This is a genomic window from Streptomyces sp. NPDC001513, assembly GCF_042894695.1.
Lineage (GTDB): Bacteria > Actinomycetota > Actinomycetes > Streptomycetales > Streptomycetaceae > Streptomyces.
Genome location: NZ_JBIAVU010000024.1, coordinates 85213 through 98046, shown reverse-complemented (window position 1 = coordinate 98046; position 12834 = coordinate 85213). Strand labels below are relative to the sequence as shown.

Sequence of the window (12834 nt, the reverse complement as noted above, 5' to 3'; positions counted from 1 at the left end):
AGCCACGTTCATGACGATCCGCGAATTCAAGATGCCCGACGTGGGCGAGGGCCTCACCGAGGCCGAGATCCTCAAGTGGTACGTCCAGCCGGGTGACACCGTCACCGACGGTCAGGTCGTCTGCGAGGTCGAGACGGCCAAGGCCGCCGTGGAACTGCCGATCCCGTTCGACGGCGTCGTGCACGCGCTCCTCTTCGAGGAGGGCACCACGGTCGACGTCGGCCAGGTGATCATCTCGGTGCAGACGGAGGCCGGCGCCGGTGCCGAGGCGCCGGTGCAGGAGGCGGCCCCGGCCGCCGCCCCGGTCGTCGCCGCCGAGGCGGAGGAGCCCGCCGCCCCGGCCCGCCAGCCCGTCCTGGTCGGCTACGGGGTCTCCACCGCGTCCACGAAGCGCCGCCCGCGCAAGGCGGTCGCGGGGGCACCCGCGCAGAACGGCACCGCCCCGGCGGCTCCGGCCGCGCCGGTGCTCCCCGCCGTCCCGGCGCAGCCGACCGGCGAGCGGCCGCTGGCCAAGCCGCCGGTGCGCAAGCTCGCCAAGGACCTCGGCATCGACCTGGCCTCGGTGGTCCCCACCGGCGACGGCGGGGTCGTGACCCGGGAGGACGTCCACGCGGCGGCCGCCGCGGCGATCACCCCGCAGGCCGTTCCCGCCGCGGCCCCGGCAGCGGCCCCCGTGGCGGCTGCGGCCGTCCCGGCGGCCGAGGTGCCGGCGTCGGCGCGGGAGACCCGCATCCCGGTCAAGGGCGTCCGCAAGGTCACCGCCCAGGCCATGGTCGGCTCGGCCTTCACGGCGCCGCACGTCACCGAGTTCATCACGCTCGACGTGACGCGCACGATGAAGCTGGTGCAGGAGCTCAAGGACGACCCGGACCTCGCGGGGCTGCGGATCAACCCGCTGCTCCTCATCGCGAAGGCCGTCCTGGTGGCCATCCGCCGCAACCCGGACGTCAACGCGTCCTGGGACGAGGCGGCCCAGGAGATCGTGCTCAAGCACTACGTGAACCTGGGCATCGCGGCGGCCACCCCCCGCGGGCTGATCGTCCCGAATATCAAGGACGCCCACGCCAAGACGCTCGGCGAGCTGTCGACGGCCCTGTCCGAGCTGGTCGCCACGGCCCGCGACGGCAAGACCTCCCCGGCCGACATGCAGCACGGCACCATCACCATCACCAACGTCGGCGTCTTCGGCGTCGACACCGGTACGCCCATCCTGAACCCGGGCGAGTCCGCGATCCTCGCGGTCGGCGCGATCAAGCTCCAGCCGTGGGTCCACAAGGGCAAGGTGAAGCCGCGCCAGGTCACCACCCTGGCGCTGTCGTTCGACCACCGTCTCATCGACGGCGAGCTCGGCTCCCGCTTCCTGGCCGACATCGCGGCGGTCCTGGAACACCCCCGCCGCCTGATCACCTGGTCGTAACGCCCGCACCACGCCCCACCCGATGGCCGGCCTCCCCCGCGGAGGCCGGCCATCGGCATGCCGGAAAGACCGCGGGAGCGGAGGAGCATGACCCCCGCGGTTCCCGGACCGGTGGGACCGGGGGCCGGGCGACACCCTGCAGTGCCACCTCGCGTTCTCCCACGTGGAGGACTTCGAGATGACGGGCTGGCGGCCGCCGGTGACGGCCGACATCTCCCTGACGGCACTGCCCCGCCACCGTCTCGACGTACGGGTGGCCAGCGAGAAGCGCACCCTCGCCTTCTCGGCCGCGGCTTCCGCGGTCGTGCGGACCCGGGTGTACCTCCAGGGGTCGATCTGACCGGCAGTGGCCTGGGAAAGCCCTGGTCAGAGCGGTCGGGCTGTGTGATCATCACCGGATGATCTACCGCTCTGCCTCCGCAGATCCCGCAGACCTCGACCGTGCCGTCGCCTACCCGGAGGACGGTCCCGTCCCCGCCCTGAACGCCGAGAAGATCCGCGAGGAGCTCGCCGAGAACCAGATCCGCCCCGAGTGGATCTGGTTCGCCGAGGACGAGGACGGCGAGATCCTGGCCCGCGCCCTGTGGTGGGGCCGCTCCGACAGCGAGCAGCCCGTCGCGCTCGACTGCCTCCAGGTCCGCGCCTCCGTGGCCGACCCGGCCGCGGTCGCCGCCGGGCTGCTGGAGGCCGGCCACGCCGCCTTCGGCCGGCTGCCCGGCTACAACGTCTCCCTGCCCCGCGGCTGGCAGGCCGACCCGGAGCTGGCCGCGGCGATCGCCTGGCGCCGGGAGGCCGCGGACAAGACCGGTCTGACGCGCGAGATCGAGCGCCTGCGCTACGAGTGGACCCCGGCCGCCGGCACGCCGGAGTCCACCGGGCGGCTCGTCTTCCGCGACGGCACCGACGAGGAGTTCCTCGACGCCTTCGTCCGGCTGTCCACCGGCAGCCTCGACCTGCACACGCAGACCGAGCTCCAGTCGATGGAGGCGGAGCAACTGGCCCGCGAGGACATCGAGTTCTACCTCGACTGCCCCGGCGAGCGCTCCTGGTGGCGGCTCGCCCACCTCCCGGACGGCACCCTCGCGGGCATGGCCATCCCGTCGGCGACCCCGTACCACCGCAACGTCGGCTACCTGGGCGTCGTACCGGAGCAGCGCGGCCGGGGCCTGATCGACGAGATCCTGGGCGAGATCACCCGCTTCCACGCGGCCGAGGGCGCGCAGCGCATCACCGCGACCACGGACACCGTCAACGTCCCGATGGCCGCCGCCTTCGACCGCGCCGGCTACGAGGTCACCGAGATCCGCCTCGTCCTGGAGAGCCCCTCGTACTGACCCGGGCCGTGTGCCCGCCCCCGCGGCGGCGGTAATCTCCCGCCCGGGGAAGGGGGTCGGGTGTCCATCGCCGAATTGCAGGTGTACTCCGTCGAGGAGGCCGACGTCACGGGCGGCGTGTGCGTGGTCCGGTGCGTCGGCGGGGTGGCCCGGGCCGGGCAGGTCTACGCCGTCGGGGACTCGCGGATGGGCCTGCGCCACATCGAGCGGCACGGGCGGCCCGTCGGCTCCTTCGACGCCGGACACACCGCGAGGGTCCACCTCACGGGCGCCATGGTCGCCCTGCTCAGCCGCGGGCAGGTGCTGACCTCGGTGCCGCCCGACGGGCATTCGCTGGAGGACCTGGAGGCCTGGCTGGCCACCGGGCCGCCGCTGCGGGACGAACCCCACCCGCGGACCCTGCGCGTCCTCGCCGGGGTGCGGATGCGCGACGAACGCCTCCCGGACGAGGTCCGGCTGCGCTGGGGCCGGATCGCGCTGGCCGCCACCCACCGGTGCGCGCGGGCCGAGGGCCTGCCCGCACTGGTCGGGGCTCCCGAACTGGCCTGCGTACAGGCCTACTTGATCCAGCAGTTCGGCCCGGCCCGCGGCGGCGACCCGGCGGCCCTGGCCCGGGAGCTGCTGGCCCTGATCGACCTCAGCCCGGCGCAGGCGGCGGCGCAGGGCCGCGGCTGGCGCGACCTCCCGCACCACCGCATCCGGCACCTGCGCCGCATCAAGACCCTGATCCCCTGGCTGACCGCCGTACGCCCCCACCTGACGGACGCCGACCCGGTGGCGGAGGCGGTCGACGCCTGGTCGGCGGTCCGGCCCGACCTGCCGTGACCGGGCAGTCTCCGAAAAGGGCGGCCTAGCCCGCCGCGCGGGCGGCGTTGCCGAGGACCCTGGTCGGGGTGATGCGGACGACCACGCGGACGGCCGCCGCCGGGGCGTCGCGGTACTCCTTGCCGGCGCCCGGGCCGAGGTACTCCTCGGCGATGCGGACGGCCACCGCGCGGCCGACGTCCTCGGTGACGGTGGCCGTGCCGCGGATCTCGGCGTAGAGGAAGGGGTTCGCCAGGTCGAAGACGGTGACGCCGACCCGCCCGTCCCGGACGATGTTGCGCTCCTTGCGGCGGCCCTGCTCGGTGGAGATCAGCAGGTCGCCGCCGTCGCGGGTCACCCAGATCACCGAACTCTGCGGACTGCCGTCGGGGTTGATGGTCGACAGCACGGCGGGGTGCGGGGAGTCGAGCAGCCCGCGCACCGTCTCATTCAGCTCAACAGTCATGGCGGCGAGGCTAGTCGGGGCGCGTCCGGGCCGCCGCCGATTTCCGGGCCGCGTCCGGTGACTAACCGAAGTCGGTCATTTCCAGGGGATGTTGAGCCACGGACTGGCCGGGGCGGTGGTCAGCTCGGTGTGTGCGGCGAGGGCGCTCGTGTACCAGGTGCCGAACTCCTCCTCGTCGAAGTGCAGGCACCGGCCGAGGACGTACCCGGCGGAGAAGTCCTCCCACGAGCGGTACGTCTGACGGGCCGCCTCCCCGGCGCGCTGTACGGCCTTCTCGGCCTCGTGGAGGGTGCCGTAGCGGCAGCCGATGCCCCAGCGGGCCATCTGGGAGGCCCGGCCGAGGTCCCAGGCCTCCACCGAACGGACCCAGCCGTCCTCGGGGAGCAGCCCGTCGGCGCGGAAGCGCTGCTCGTAGCGGGCGATCCGGCCGATGAGGCGTTTGACCCCGGTGATCTCGCCCTCCACCTCGGCGGTGGGGCGCGGCTGGGCGACGGTGACCCCGTCGGGGGTGAGCTGCGGCTCGGCGGAACGCTCGGCGCTGCGGCGCAGGCTGGCCTCGGCGGCGTGCCGCCAGTGCTCGACGTCGACGGGTCCCGCGAAGTCGGAGGCGAGGACGCGGCGGACGCGGAGCGCGTACTCCCAGACGGGGCTGACCATGTCCACGCTCAGGAGCTGCTCCAGGCTGGAGAGCCAGTCGGCGCGGTCGGTGATGCCCCACCACTTCGCGAGGCGGCGGCGCTCGGCCCGGTAGCCGCTGCCGTGGTGGGCCAGGGCGTTCCAGAACTCGCCGTTCGTCACGGCGAGATGGCCGCCGATGGCGAGGCCGTGCGCGATGGGCCCGTGCAGCGGGCCGCCGGTGAAGAGGCCGTGGACCTTCCCCTCGGGCAGGCCGTACGCGGGCGCGGCGTCCGCGTGCGCGCGCCAGCGGGCCAGGTCGGCGGGGGTGGTGGTGAGGTAGGCCTCGGTGGGGGATCCCGGGTTCACCGCGAGGAAGGCGGGGTCGGTGGGGGCCCAGACCTTGGCGTACCAGTCCAGGCTGTGGGACTCGTAGACCCACTCGGGGGTGGGCGCGGGCAGCATGCCCGCGGTGTGGACGACGAGCATGCGGTCCGGGGTGGCGTGGAAGAACACCGACTCGGGGTGCGCGTCCGCCTGGACGCGCGGCTGCGCGAGATAGAGCTGGGCGCGGGCGAGTACGTCGAAGTACGCGGCCCAGTCGCCGGAGGTCTTGGCCTCGTACAGCTCTCTCTCGATGACGCTCGGCGCGATCCAGGTGCCCATACGGGGACCTTATACGGGCCCCTCCGCGGGCGGTCCGGCCCGTACGGCCCTCACCCTGATCGGCGGTTTCCGGCATAGGCTGCGGGGCATGACCAGGATCCCGTGCGCGAACTCCGTCCACCGGGTGGCGCGATGAACGACGTCACGGCGAACGGCGCCACGGCGAACGCCGTCACGATGTACTGGCGGCCGGGGTGCCCGTTCTGCATCAAGCTCCGCACGCAGCTGCGCCTGGCCCGGATCCCGTACCGGAAGGTCAACATCTGGCGGGACCCCGAGGCGGCGGCCTTCGTCCGCAGCGTCGCCGACGGCAACGAGACCGTCCCGACGGTGGTCGTCGGCGCCCACCCGGCCATGGTGAACCCCTCGGTCCGCCGCATCCGCGAGGCCCTGCGCCCCTGAAGCCGCGAGCCGGACCGGTGTCCGGGTCGGCCCAGCCCGCGGTCTTCACCGCCACGAGCAGGGTGATCACGACCGTGGCCGGGACGACGACCAGGTTCCGTCTGCCCTGCAGGCGCTTGCGCTCGGCGGGCGGGAGGTCGCTCCTGTCCGTGGCGTTGCGCCAGGGCCTGGTGACGCGCCAGAGGAAGGCGACGGCGGCCACGGCGAAGGTTCCGACGGTCTGCCCGAGGGGCCCCGAGGGGCCAGGCTGACGGGGCATCACCAGGGGGTGATGAGGTACCAGCTGGTCAGGGGCGTACGTACGCCGGTTGCGCGGCGTGTCACCGGCGCGGCCCGGTGGGGTCCCGGTTGCGGGGGCCGGCGGGGTGTCCCTACGTGGAGCGGGGCACGTCCCATGCCCCAGGTGGGGCACGTCCCATGCCCCAGGTCCCAGACAGGAGAGATCCGTTGCGCCGCTTCACCCGCTTCACCCGCTACACCCGCCTCACCGTCCCCGCCGCCCTCTGCGTGTCCCTGCTGGCCGCGTCCCCCGGCCTCGCGAGCGCCGCGAGTGCCCCGGAGCGGCCGCCCGCCCCGGTCGCGGGGAAGGTCATCCCCGGCACCGAGGCGCTGCTCGCGCAGGTGCAGTCGCTGGGGGCCGTCGGCGGGCTGCTCAAGCCCGTCACCGACCTCCTCGCCGCCGTGCTCAAGTCGCCGGACGGCAAGCTCCCGGAGGCGGATCTGGCCGCCCTCAAGGAGAAGGTCGACACCGCCCTCGCCGACCTGAAGAAGAGCCTGCCCGCGGCTCCGGCGCTGCCCGTGCCGGTGCCCGAACTGCCGGTCCAGCCGCCCGTGGACCTGCCGGTGGAGCCGCCGGCGCTGCCCGTGGAGCCGCCGAAGCTCCCGGTGGACCTCCCGGCCCCGGCCCTGCCCGCGCCCGCGCTCCCGGCTCCCGCGCTCCCGGCCCCGGCGCTCCCGGCTCCCGCTCTGCCCGCGCCCGCCCTGCCCGCGCCCGCGCTCCCGGCTCCCGCGCTTCCGGTTCCCGTTCCGAAGCTGCCGGTCGCCACCACCGTCTCGGTCAAGAAGGCCGCCGGCCCCCTGGACGTGGCCACCGCCGCGATCGACAAGCTCAAGGGCTCCGTCGACGGCCTCACCAAGGCCGCCGGGCACTGCGGTTGCTCCACCGACGCCAAGGACAAGGCCACCGGCGTCGTGACCGACCTGGTCGCCGCCCTCGTGGCCCTGCTCACCGGCCTCGGCCTGCCCGGCCTGCCCGCCCTCCCGCTCCCGGTTCCGCCACTCCCCGTCAGGTAACCGCGAGCGCCGCCGCCCGGCCCCGGTGAAGGCCGGGCGGCACGCCCCCCCCATGCCACCGCGCGACCGTGCGGACCCCCTTGACGCCCCCCGGTGACGGAGGGACGCTCGCGGGTCTCGCATCCGAGCGGTTGCACACTGGGGGGCCGGTATGCCGGAGGAGTCTGTCCAGACGGTGGGGGAGCTGCGGGCGCGGCTCGCGGCGCGGGGGGCGCGCTGGTCCGTACTGGAGCACCTGGCCGACGAGGAGCCGGTGCCGCGGCCCTCGCTCGGTCTGGAGCCCGGGGCGAACCTGACGGCCGCCGAGGACGTGGGGCCCGTCGATCTGGGGGCGCTCCTCGGTCACCCGAGCGGCAATCCCCACCTGACCCGGCGCCGCGCCGCCCACGGGTTCCTGGCGGGCCCGCCGACGGCCGGCGCGGCCCGGCCCGTCGCCGTGGACTGGCGCAGCCGCTGGGGTTGGCCGTGGATCACCAAGGTCAAGGACCAGAACCCGTGCGGTTCCTGCTGGGCCTTCGGCGCCGCCGGCCTGGTGGAGTCCATGGCCCGCATCGAGCACTGCGTATGGGCGGAGCGCTCCGAGGGGGACGTGCACGACGGCCTGCGCTTCACCTGCGGGCAGGGTTCCAATCCGGAGACCGCGCTCGACTGGATCAAGGACAACGGCGGGCTCGCCGACCCGGACTGCTGGCCGTACAGCACCCCGCCCGCCGGTCTGCCCGCCGCCCGCCGCGACGCCTGGCGCGCCGAGTACACGCCCAGCTGGGACCGGTCCGGGCGCACCGTCCGGATCCCCGACTACGTGCGGCTGGGCGACGTCGAGCAGCAGAAGGTCTGGCTGGACACGGTCGGCCCGCTGACCGCCTGCTTCGACGTGTACGACGACTTCTTCGGCCTCGGCTCCGGCGTCTACCACCGCACCAGCGACCAGCTCGCGGGCGGCCACTGCGTGCTCATCGTCGGCTACGACGACGCGGCCGGCTGCTGGCTGTTCAAGAACTCCTGGGGGACCGGCTACCACGTCGGCGGCTACGGCCGGATCGCCTACGGCGAGGTCGACATCGACCACTGGGCCAAGTGCGGCCTGCGCGGCACCAACATCGACCCGTGGACCAAGCGCCGCCTGCACACCGGCAACGTCTACGAGAGCGGCAACGGCCGCGCCCACCGCAACTTCGAGCTCCTCGCCACCACCACCGGCGGCCGGCTCCAGCACTGGTGGCGCGAGGGCGACGCCCCCTTCGCGTGGGCCCGCGCGGACGCCTTCGCGAACGACGCCTCCGGCCAGCCCGCCTTCACCGGGACCACCTACAACCGCAACATGGAATCCCTGCACGTGACCACCGGCGGCCGGCTGCGCCACTGGTACTTCGAGCAGTCCGTGCGCGTCTGGCGCGACGGCGGCGCCTTCGGGCCGGGCGACGCGGCCGTCGGCTCGACCCCGGCCTTCATCCAGAGCGACTACGGCAAGCCGGGCAACTTCGAGGTGGTCGTACGGACCGCCGACGGCCGCCTGAACCACTGGTGGCGCATCAACGGCGCCCCCTGGACCTGGAACGACGGCGGCCACTTCGCCTCCGGCATCGCCCACTTCGGGCCCGCCCTCGTCCAGACCCGCGGCCGCCACCTCGACCTCGTCGCCGCCCGTACGGACGGCCGCATGCAGCTGTGGTGGCGCGACGATCCGAACGGCTTCGCCTGGCGCGCCGGGGAGGTCTTCGGCAGCGGCACGCCGGCCGTCTCCGCGCCCTGCCTGATCGAGGGGCAGTACGGGGCCGCCGACGAGGACACGGCCGGGAACCACGAACTGTGCGTGGCCGTCGCCGGCGGGCGCGTGGAGCACTGGTGGCGGGGCAACGCGGCCGGCGCGGCCTGGACCCGCAGCACGGTCTTCGGGCACGACGTCGCCGCGGTCACCGGGATGCTCCAGGGCAGCTTCGGGTTCAATCTGGAAGTCGTGGTCCTGCGCACCGACCGCCGCCTCCAGCACTACTGGCGGGACGGCGCGGGCTGGCACGAGGGGGCGGTCATCGGCCCCGTCGGCTGAGATCCGGCAGCGGAGAGGACCTGGCGGGCGTGGAGGTACGGAGCGTCGTGCTGAGCCCCGGTGAGCCGTACGAGCTGCGGCTCACCGGCCGCGGCGCGCGCGGGTACGTGTGGACCTGGCAGGTCACGGGGGACGCGGACGTGGTGGCGGTGGCGGAGGGGTCGCCGGCCGCCGGCGACGGTCTGCCCGGGGCCGCGGTCGAGCGGACGTACGTCGTACGGGGCCTGGCCCCGGGCGGCGGCCGGGCCCGGATCCGCTTCGCGCAGGTCCGGCCGCCCTACCCGCAGGAGGCCCCGTACGACGAGTTCGTGCTGGACGTGGAGGTCACCCCGCGGGAGGGCGTCACCCCGCGGCCGGGCGGCGCCGCCTGAGCATCCGGTGCTGTACGGCCTCCAGCGGGCCCCGCTCGAAGCGGCGCAGCCACAGCCGGGACGCGGCGAGCAGCGTCAGGCTCACCGCCGCCCACAGGCCCATCACCCACCAGGGCCCGCTGCCGCCCAGCCGGTCGGCGAGCCCCAGGCCGATGCCGTAGCAGAGCAGCATGCACAGCAGGTTCTGGCCGACGTAGCAGGACAGGGCGGTGCGGCCGACGGAGCCGAGGGCGTCGGCGCCGCGCACCCGGAAGCGGTCGAGGGCGCAGCCGATCAGGCCGATGTACCCGACGGCGATCAGCGGGGCGGTGCCGTAGCGGCCCAGGAAGAAGAAGTCGGATCCGCCCAGCGTGGCGGCGGCGCCCAGCGGCAGGCCGAGGCCGAGGCCCCAGGCGGCCATCCGGACCCGGATCCGGTGCCCGGCGGCGGTCGGCGCGAAGGCGCCGGCGCGGTGCAGCCGGACGCCGAGGAGGAAGAGGAAGACCAGCAGGCCGAAGGAGAAGACGGGCTCGATGCGCAGTGCGAGGGCGTGGTCGAGCCGGAAGGCGATCTGGTCGGCCCAGCTGCCGTGGGCGTAGAGCCGGACGGCCTCGGGGTCGGGGGCCTCGGGCGCGGAGGCCGGCCCGGCGAGGTCCCCGAGCGTCACGAGGGCGACGAGGGCCAGGTGCAGTCCGCCCGCGGTCCACATGGCCACCCTCCGCACCTTCTCGGAGCGGGCCAGCAGCCAGGCCACCAGCAGGGCGGTGACGGCGTACCCCATCAGCACGTCCCAGGCGAAGACGAGGACGAAGTGGACCGTGCCCTCCAGGAAGAGGAACGCGGCCCGTCGCGGGTAGCGCCCGGGCCACGGCTCGCCGCGGCGGGCGGCGGAGTCGTACTGGATGGCCAGGCCGACCCCGAACAGGATCGTCAGCAGGGACAGGAACTTCCCGTCGGCGAGGAACCGGAACACGGTCTCGGCGAGGTGCGCCGCGGAGGGGTCCGCGAGCGGGTCGGGCGCGCCCAGACCGCCCTGGAGCACGCTCCACTCCGAGCCGGGGGAGGCGAAGATCCAGACGTTGGTCATGAGGGTGCCGAGGATGGCGGCACCGCGCAGGACGTCGAGGAGGGGGAGCCGGGTCGCGGTCACCTGGGGGGCGACGAGGGTCGTGTGGGCCATGACTTCAGCGTCCCGGCGCGCGGGGCCCCGTACGTCCTGCGGGTGGACGAGGCCCGCGTACATCCTTCGATGCACCGGGCGGGGCGGAGGTCCACATCCCGGACGGGGCGGCCCGTGCACCCCTCATGTATCTATCCTGTGCGCATGCCGTCCGCCGCGCCTCCCGCCCCGACCGCCACGCCCACCCTCACTGCCACGCCAACCGCCGCCGAACGCGTCTACCGGCACGTCAAGGAGGGGGTTCTCGACCGCCGTTACGAAGGCGGCACCCTCCTCACCGAGGGCGAACTCGCCGAGGCCGTCGGGGTGTCCCGCACCCCGGTCCGCGAGGCGCTGCTGCGCCTGGAGACCGAGGGGCTGCTGAAGCTGTACCCGAAGAAGGGCGCGCTGGTGCTGCCGGTCTCCGCGCAGGAGATCACGGACGTGCTGGAAACCCGGCTGCTGGTCGAGGAGTTCACCGTGCGCAGAGCCGTACCGGCGCCGCCCGGCCTGCTGGAGCGGCTCGCGGCCCTGCTGGAGGAACAGCGCCGGCACGCCGCCGGGGGCGACCTCGCCGCGATGATGGCCGCCGACCGCGGCTTCCACGCCGAGATCGTGCGCAACGCCGGGAACCAGATCCTGTGCCGGCTCTACGACCAGCTCCGCGACCGGCAGCTGCGCATGGGCGTGGCCCTGCTGCACGCCCACCCCGACCGGCTGGAGCGCACGCTGGCCGAGCACGCCGAGATCCTGGACGCGCTGCGGGCCGGGGACGCGGAGACGGCCGCCGCGGCGGTCCGCGGGCACATCGGGCGGGTCGGGGCACTGGTCCGGGGGCCGGGCCGGTGACCGCCGGGGTGACCGCGCGCGGGACCGAGCCGGGGAGCGCGCGGGGGACCGACCCGGCGAGCGCGCGGGGGACCGCGCCGCAGCCGCTCCAGGACCCTCCCGGCGGCGGACGGGCCGTCGCCGTCTGGTCCATCGGCGTCGCCGTCTACTTCGTGGCGGTGATCTTCCGTACCAGCCTGGGCGTGGCCGGTCTCGACGCCGCAGACCGCTTCCACGTCAACGCCTCGGCGCTGGCCGCCTTCTCCCTCCTCCAACTGCTCGTCTACGCGGGCATGCAGATACCCGTGGGCCTGATGGTCGACCGGCTCGGCACCAAGAAGGTGCTGACGCTGGGCGCGGTGCTCTTCACCGTCGGCCAGCTCGGCTTCGCCCTCTCCCCCTCCTACGGGATGGCGCTCGCCGCGCGGGCGCTGCTCGGCTGCGGCGACGCGATGACCTTCATCTCGGTGCTGCGGCTCGGCACCCGGTGGTTCCCGGCCCGGCGCGGGCCGCTGATGGCGCAGCTCGCCGGGCTGGTCGGCATGGCGGGCAACCTCGTCTCCACGCTCGTCCTCGCCCCCGTCCTGCACGGCGTCGGCTGGACGGCGGCCTTCGCGGGGAGCGCGGTGGCCGGGCTGGTGGTGCTGGTGCCGCTGGTGCTGTTCCTGAAGGACCACCCGGAGGGGTACGGTCCGGCGCCCGCGGCCCGCGGCGGCGCCGGGGCGGGCGGCTTCGTCCGCCGTCAGATCCGCGAGTCCTGGGCGGAACCCGGCACCCGCCTCGGCCTGTGGGTGCACTTCACGACGCAGTTCCCCGCGATGGTGTTCCTGCTGCTGTGGGGCATGCCCTTCCTGGTCGAGGCACAGGGGCTGTCGCGGACCACCGCGGGCGGACTCCTGACGCTGGTGGTCGCCTCCAACATGGCGCTCGGGCTGGTCTACGGCCAAGCCGTCGGCCGCCGCCAGTCCGCACGGATCCCGCTCGCACTGGGCACGGTCGGCCTCACGGCCCTCCTCTGGGCGGCCGTCCTCGCCTACCCGGGGGACACGGCGCCGATGTGGCTGCTGATCACCCTGTGCCTGGTCCTCGGCGGCTGCGGTCCGGCGTCGATGATCGGCTTCGACTTCGCCCGCCCGGCCAACCCGGCGCAGCGCCAGGGCACCGCCTCCGGCATCACCAACATGGGCGGCTTCATCGCCTCGATGACCACCCTGCTCACCGTGGGCGTGCTGCTCGACGCCACCGGCGACAACTACCGGATCGCCTTCTCGACGGTGTTCGTCCTCGAAGCGCTGGGCGTCTCCCAGATCCTCCGGCTGCGCCGCCGCGCACTGGCCCGGGAGGCGGAACCGGAGCGGGTGTCCCGCGCGTGTCCCCTGCCGGACGCCGCAGGGCGCGAGGGAGCGTAGGGCCGCAGTCCCGGGGAGGGAGCGGCAGCAGGAGGGGGAAGCGC

13 protein-coding genes are annotated in these 12834 nt (G+C 74.5%); 10 read left to right on the top strand and 3 right to left on the bottom strand.

What is annotated here, in order from left to right:
• The first annotated feature begins 10 nt into the window (after window positions 1-10).
• The 4 genes from ACFYZ4_RS38310 (at window position 11) to ACFYZ4_RS38295 (ending at window position 3576) form a co-directional block, all read left to right on the top strand.
• Window positions 11-1417, top strand: coding sequence for a dihydrolipoamide acetyltransferase family protein (locus ACFYZ4_RS38310; RefSeq protein ID WP_390786175.1), 1407 nt, complete (start codon window positions 11-13; stop codon window positions 1415-1417).
• A 163-nt stretch (window positions 1418-1580) separates the two neighbouring features.
• The gene (locus tag ACFYZ4_RS38305) at window positions 1581-1757 is read left to right on the top strand and encodes a hypothetical protein (protein WP_390786174.1); all 177 of its coding nucleotides are present in this window, start codon (window positions 1581-1583) and stop codon (window positions 1755-1757) included.
• A gap of 58 nt (window positions 1758-1815) precedes the next feature.
• Complete coding sequence (locus ACFYZ4_RS38300) at window positions 1816-2751, top strand: GNAT family N-acetyltransferase (protein ID WP_351289889.1); 936 nt, start codon at window positions 1816-1818, stop codon at window positions 2749-2751.
• A 60-nt stretch (window positions 2752-2811) separates the two neighbouring features.
• Window positions 2812-3576, top strand: a complete 765-nt coding sequence (locus ACFYZ4_RS38295; RefSeq protein ID WP_351289887.1) for a hypothetical protein — start codon at window positions 2812-2814, stop codon at window positions 3574-3576.
• 25 nt (window positions 3577-3601) lie between these two features.
• On the opposite strand, the gene ACFYZ4_RS38290 is transcribed toward ACFYZ4_RS38295, so the two are convergent.
• Window positions 3602-4021, bottom strand: coding sequence for a PPOX class F420-dependent oxidoreductase (locus ACFYZ4_RS38290; RefSeq protein ID WP_351289885.1), 420 nt, complete (start codon window positions 4019-4021; stop codon window positions 3602-3604).
• 75 nt (window positions 4022-4096) lie between these two features.
• Window positions 4097-5302 (bottom strand): DUF1266 domain-containing protein, encoded by a 1206-nt coding sequence (locus ACFYZ4_RS38285; protein ID WP_351289883.1) that lies wholly within the window; start codon window positions 5300-5302, stop codon window positions 4097-4099.
• Window positions 5303-5434: 132 nt separating this feature from the next.
• On the opposite strand from ACFYZ4_RS38285, the gene ACFYZ4_RS38280 reads away from it, so the two are divergent.
• The 4 genes from ACFYZ4_RS38280 (at window position 5435) to ACFYZ4_RS38265 (ending at window position 9415) form a co-directional block, all read left to right on the top strand.
• A complete protein-coding gene (locus ACFYZ4_RS38280; RefSeq protein ID WP_390786173.1) occupies window positions 5435-5704 on the top strand; it encodes a glutaredoxin domain-containing protein in 270 nt (89 codons plus the stop codon).
• 447 nt (window positions 5705-6151) lie between these two features.
• Window positions 6152-6997 (top strand): hypothetical protein, encoded by an 846-nt coding sequence (locus ACFYZ4_RS38275; RefSeq protein WP_390786172.1) that lies wholly within the window; start codon window positions 6152-6154, stop codon window positions 6995-6997.
• A gap of 151 nt (window positions 6998-7148) precedes the next feature.
• Window positions 7149-9044 carry a C1 family peptidase gene (locus ACFYZ4_RS38270; protein ID WP_390786171.1) on the top strand — a complete coding sequence of 632 codons (1896 nt, stop codon included), beginning with the start codon at window positions 7149-7151 and terminating at the stop codon, window positions 9042-9044.
• A 29-nt stretch (window positions 9045-9073) separates the two neighbouring features.
• Complete coding sequence (locus ACFYZ4_RS38265) at window positions 9074-9415, top strand: protease inhibitor I42 family protein (protein WP_390786170.1); 342 nt, start codon at window positions 9074-9076, stop codon at window positions 9413-9415.
• Here the strand turns inward: ACFYZ4_RS38265 and ACFYZ4_RS38260 are convergent.
• Window positions 9387-10574: a DUF418 domain-containing protein gene (locus ACFYZ4_RS38260; RefSeq protein WP_390786169.1), complete on the bottom strand. Its 1188-nt coding sequence runs from the start codon at window positions 10572-10574 to the stop codon at window positions 9387-9389. The two genes, ACFYZ4_RS38265 and ACFYZ4_RS38260, sit on opposite strands and share 29 nt — an antisense overlap.
• A 144-nt stretch (window positions 10575-10718) precedes the next feature.
• On the opposite strand from ACFYZ4_RS38260, the gene ACFYZ4_RS38255 reads away from it, so the two are divergent.
• Entirely contained in the window at window positions 10719-11402 is a 684-nt protein-coding gene (locus ACFYZ4_RS38255) for a GntR family transcriptional regulator (protein ID WP_351289871.1), read from the top strand.
• Window positions 11403-11533: 131 nt separating this feature from the next.
• The gene (locus ACFYZ4_RS38250; protein ID WP_351289944.1) at window positions 11534-12790 is read left to right on the top strand and encodes an MFS transporter; all 1257 of its coding nucleotides are present in this window, start codon (window positions 11534-11536) and stop codon (window positions 12788-12790) included.
• Window positions 12791-12834 lie beyond the last annotated feature (44 nt).

What these genes read in the sequence shown, in the direction of transcription:
- ACFYZ4_RS38310 (WP_390786175.1), top strand. Translation starts at nt 11, where the DNA reads ATGACGATCCGCGAATTCAAGATGCCCGACGTGGGCGAGGGCCTCACC.
- ACFYZ4_RS38300 (WP_351289889.1), top strand. Translation starts at nt 1,816, where the DNA reads ATGATCTACCGCTCTGCCTCCGCAGATCCCGCAGACCTCGACCGTGCC.
- ACFYZ4_RS38290 (WP_351289885.1), bottom strand. Translation starts at nt 4,021, where the DNA reads ATGACTGTTGAGCTGAATGAGACGGTGCGCGGGCTGCTCGACTCCCCG.
- ACFYZ4_RS38285 (WP_351289883.1), bottom strand. Translation starts at nt 5,302, where the DNA reads ATGGGCACCTGGATCGCGCCGAGCGTCATCGAGAGAGAGCTGTACGAG.
- ACFYZ4_RS38280 (WP_390786173.1), top strand. Translation starts at nt 5,435, where the DNA reads ATGAACGACGTCACGGCGAACGGCGCCACGGCGAACGCCGTCACGATG.
- ACFYZ4_RS38270 (WP_390786171.1), top strand. Translation starts at nt 7,149, where the DNA reads ATGCCGGAGGAGTCTGTCCAGACGGTGGGGGAGCTGCGGGCGCGGCTC.
- ACFYZ4_RS38260 (WP_390786169.1), bottom strand. Translation starts at nt 10,574, where the DNA reads ATGGCCCACACGACCCTCGTCGCCCCCCAGGTGACCGCGACCCGGCTC.
- ACFYZ4_RS38255 (WP_351289871.1), top strand. Translation starts at nt 10,719, where the DNA reads ATGCCGTCCGCCGCGCCTCCCGCCCCGACCGCCACGCCCACCCTCACT.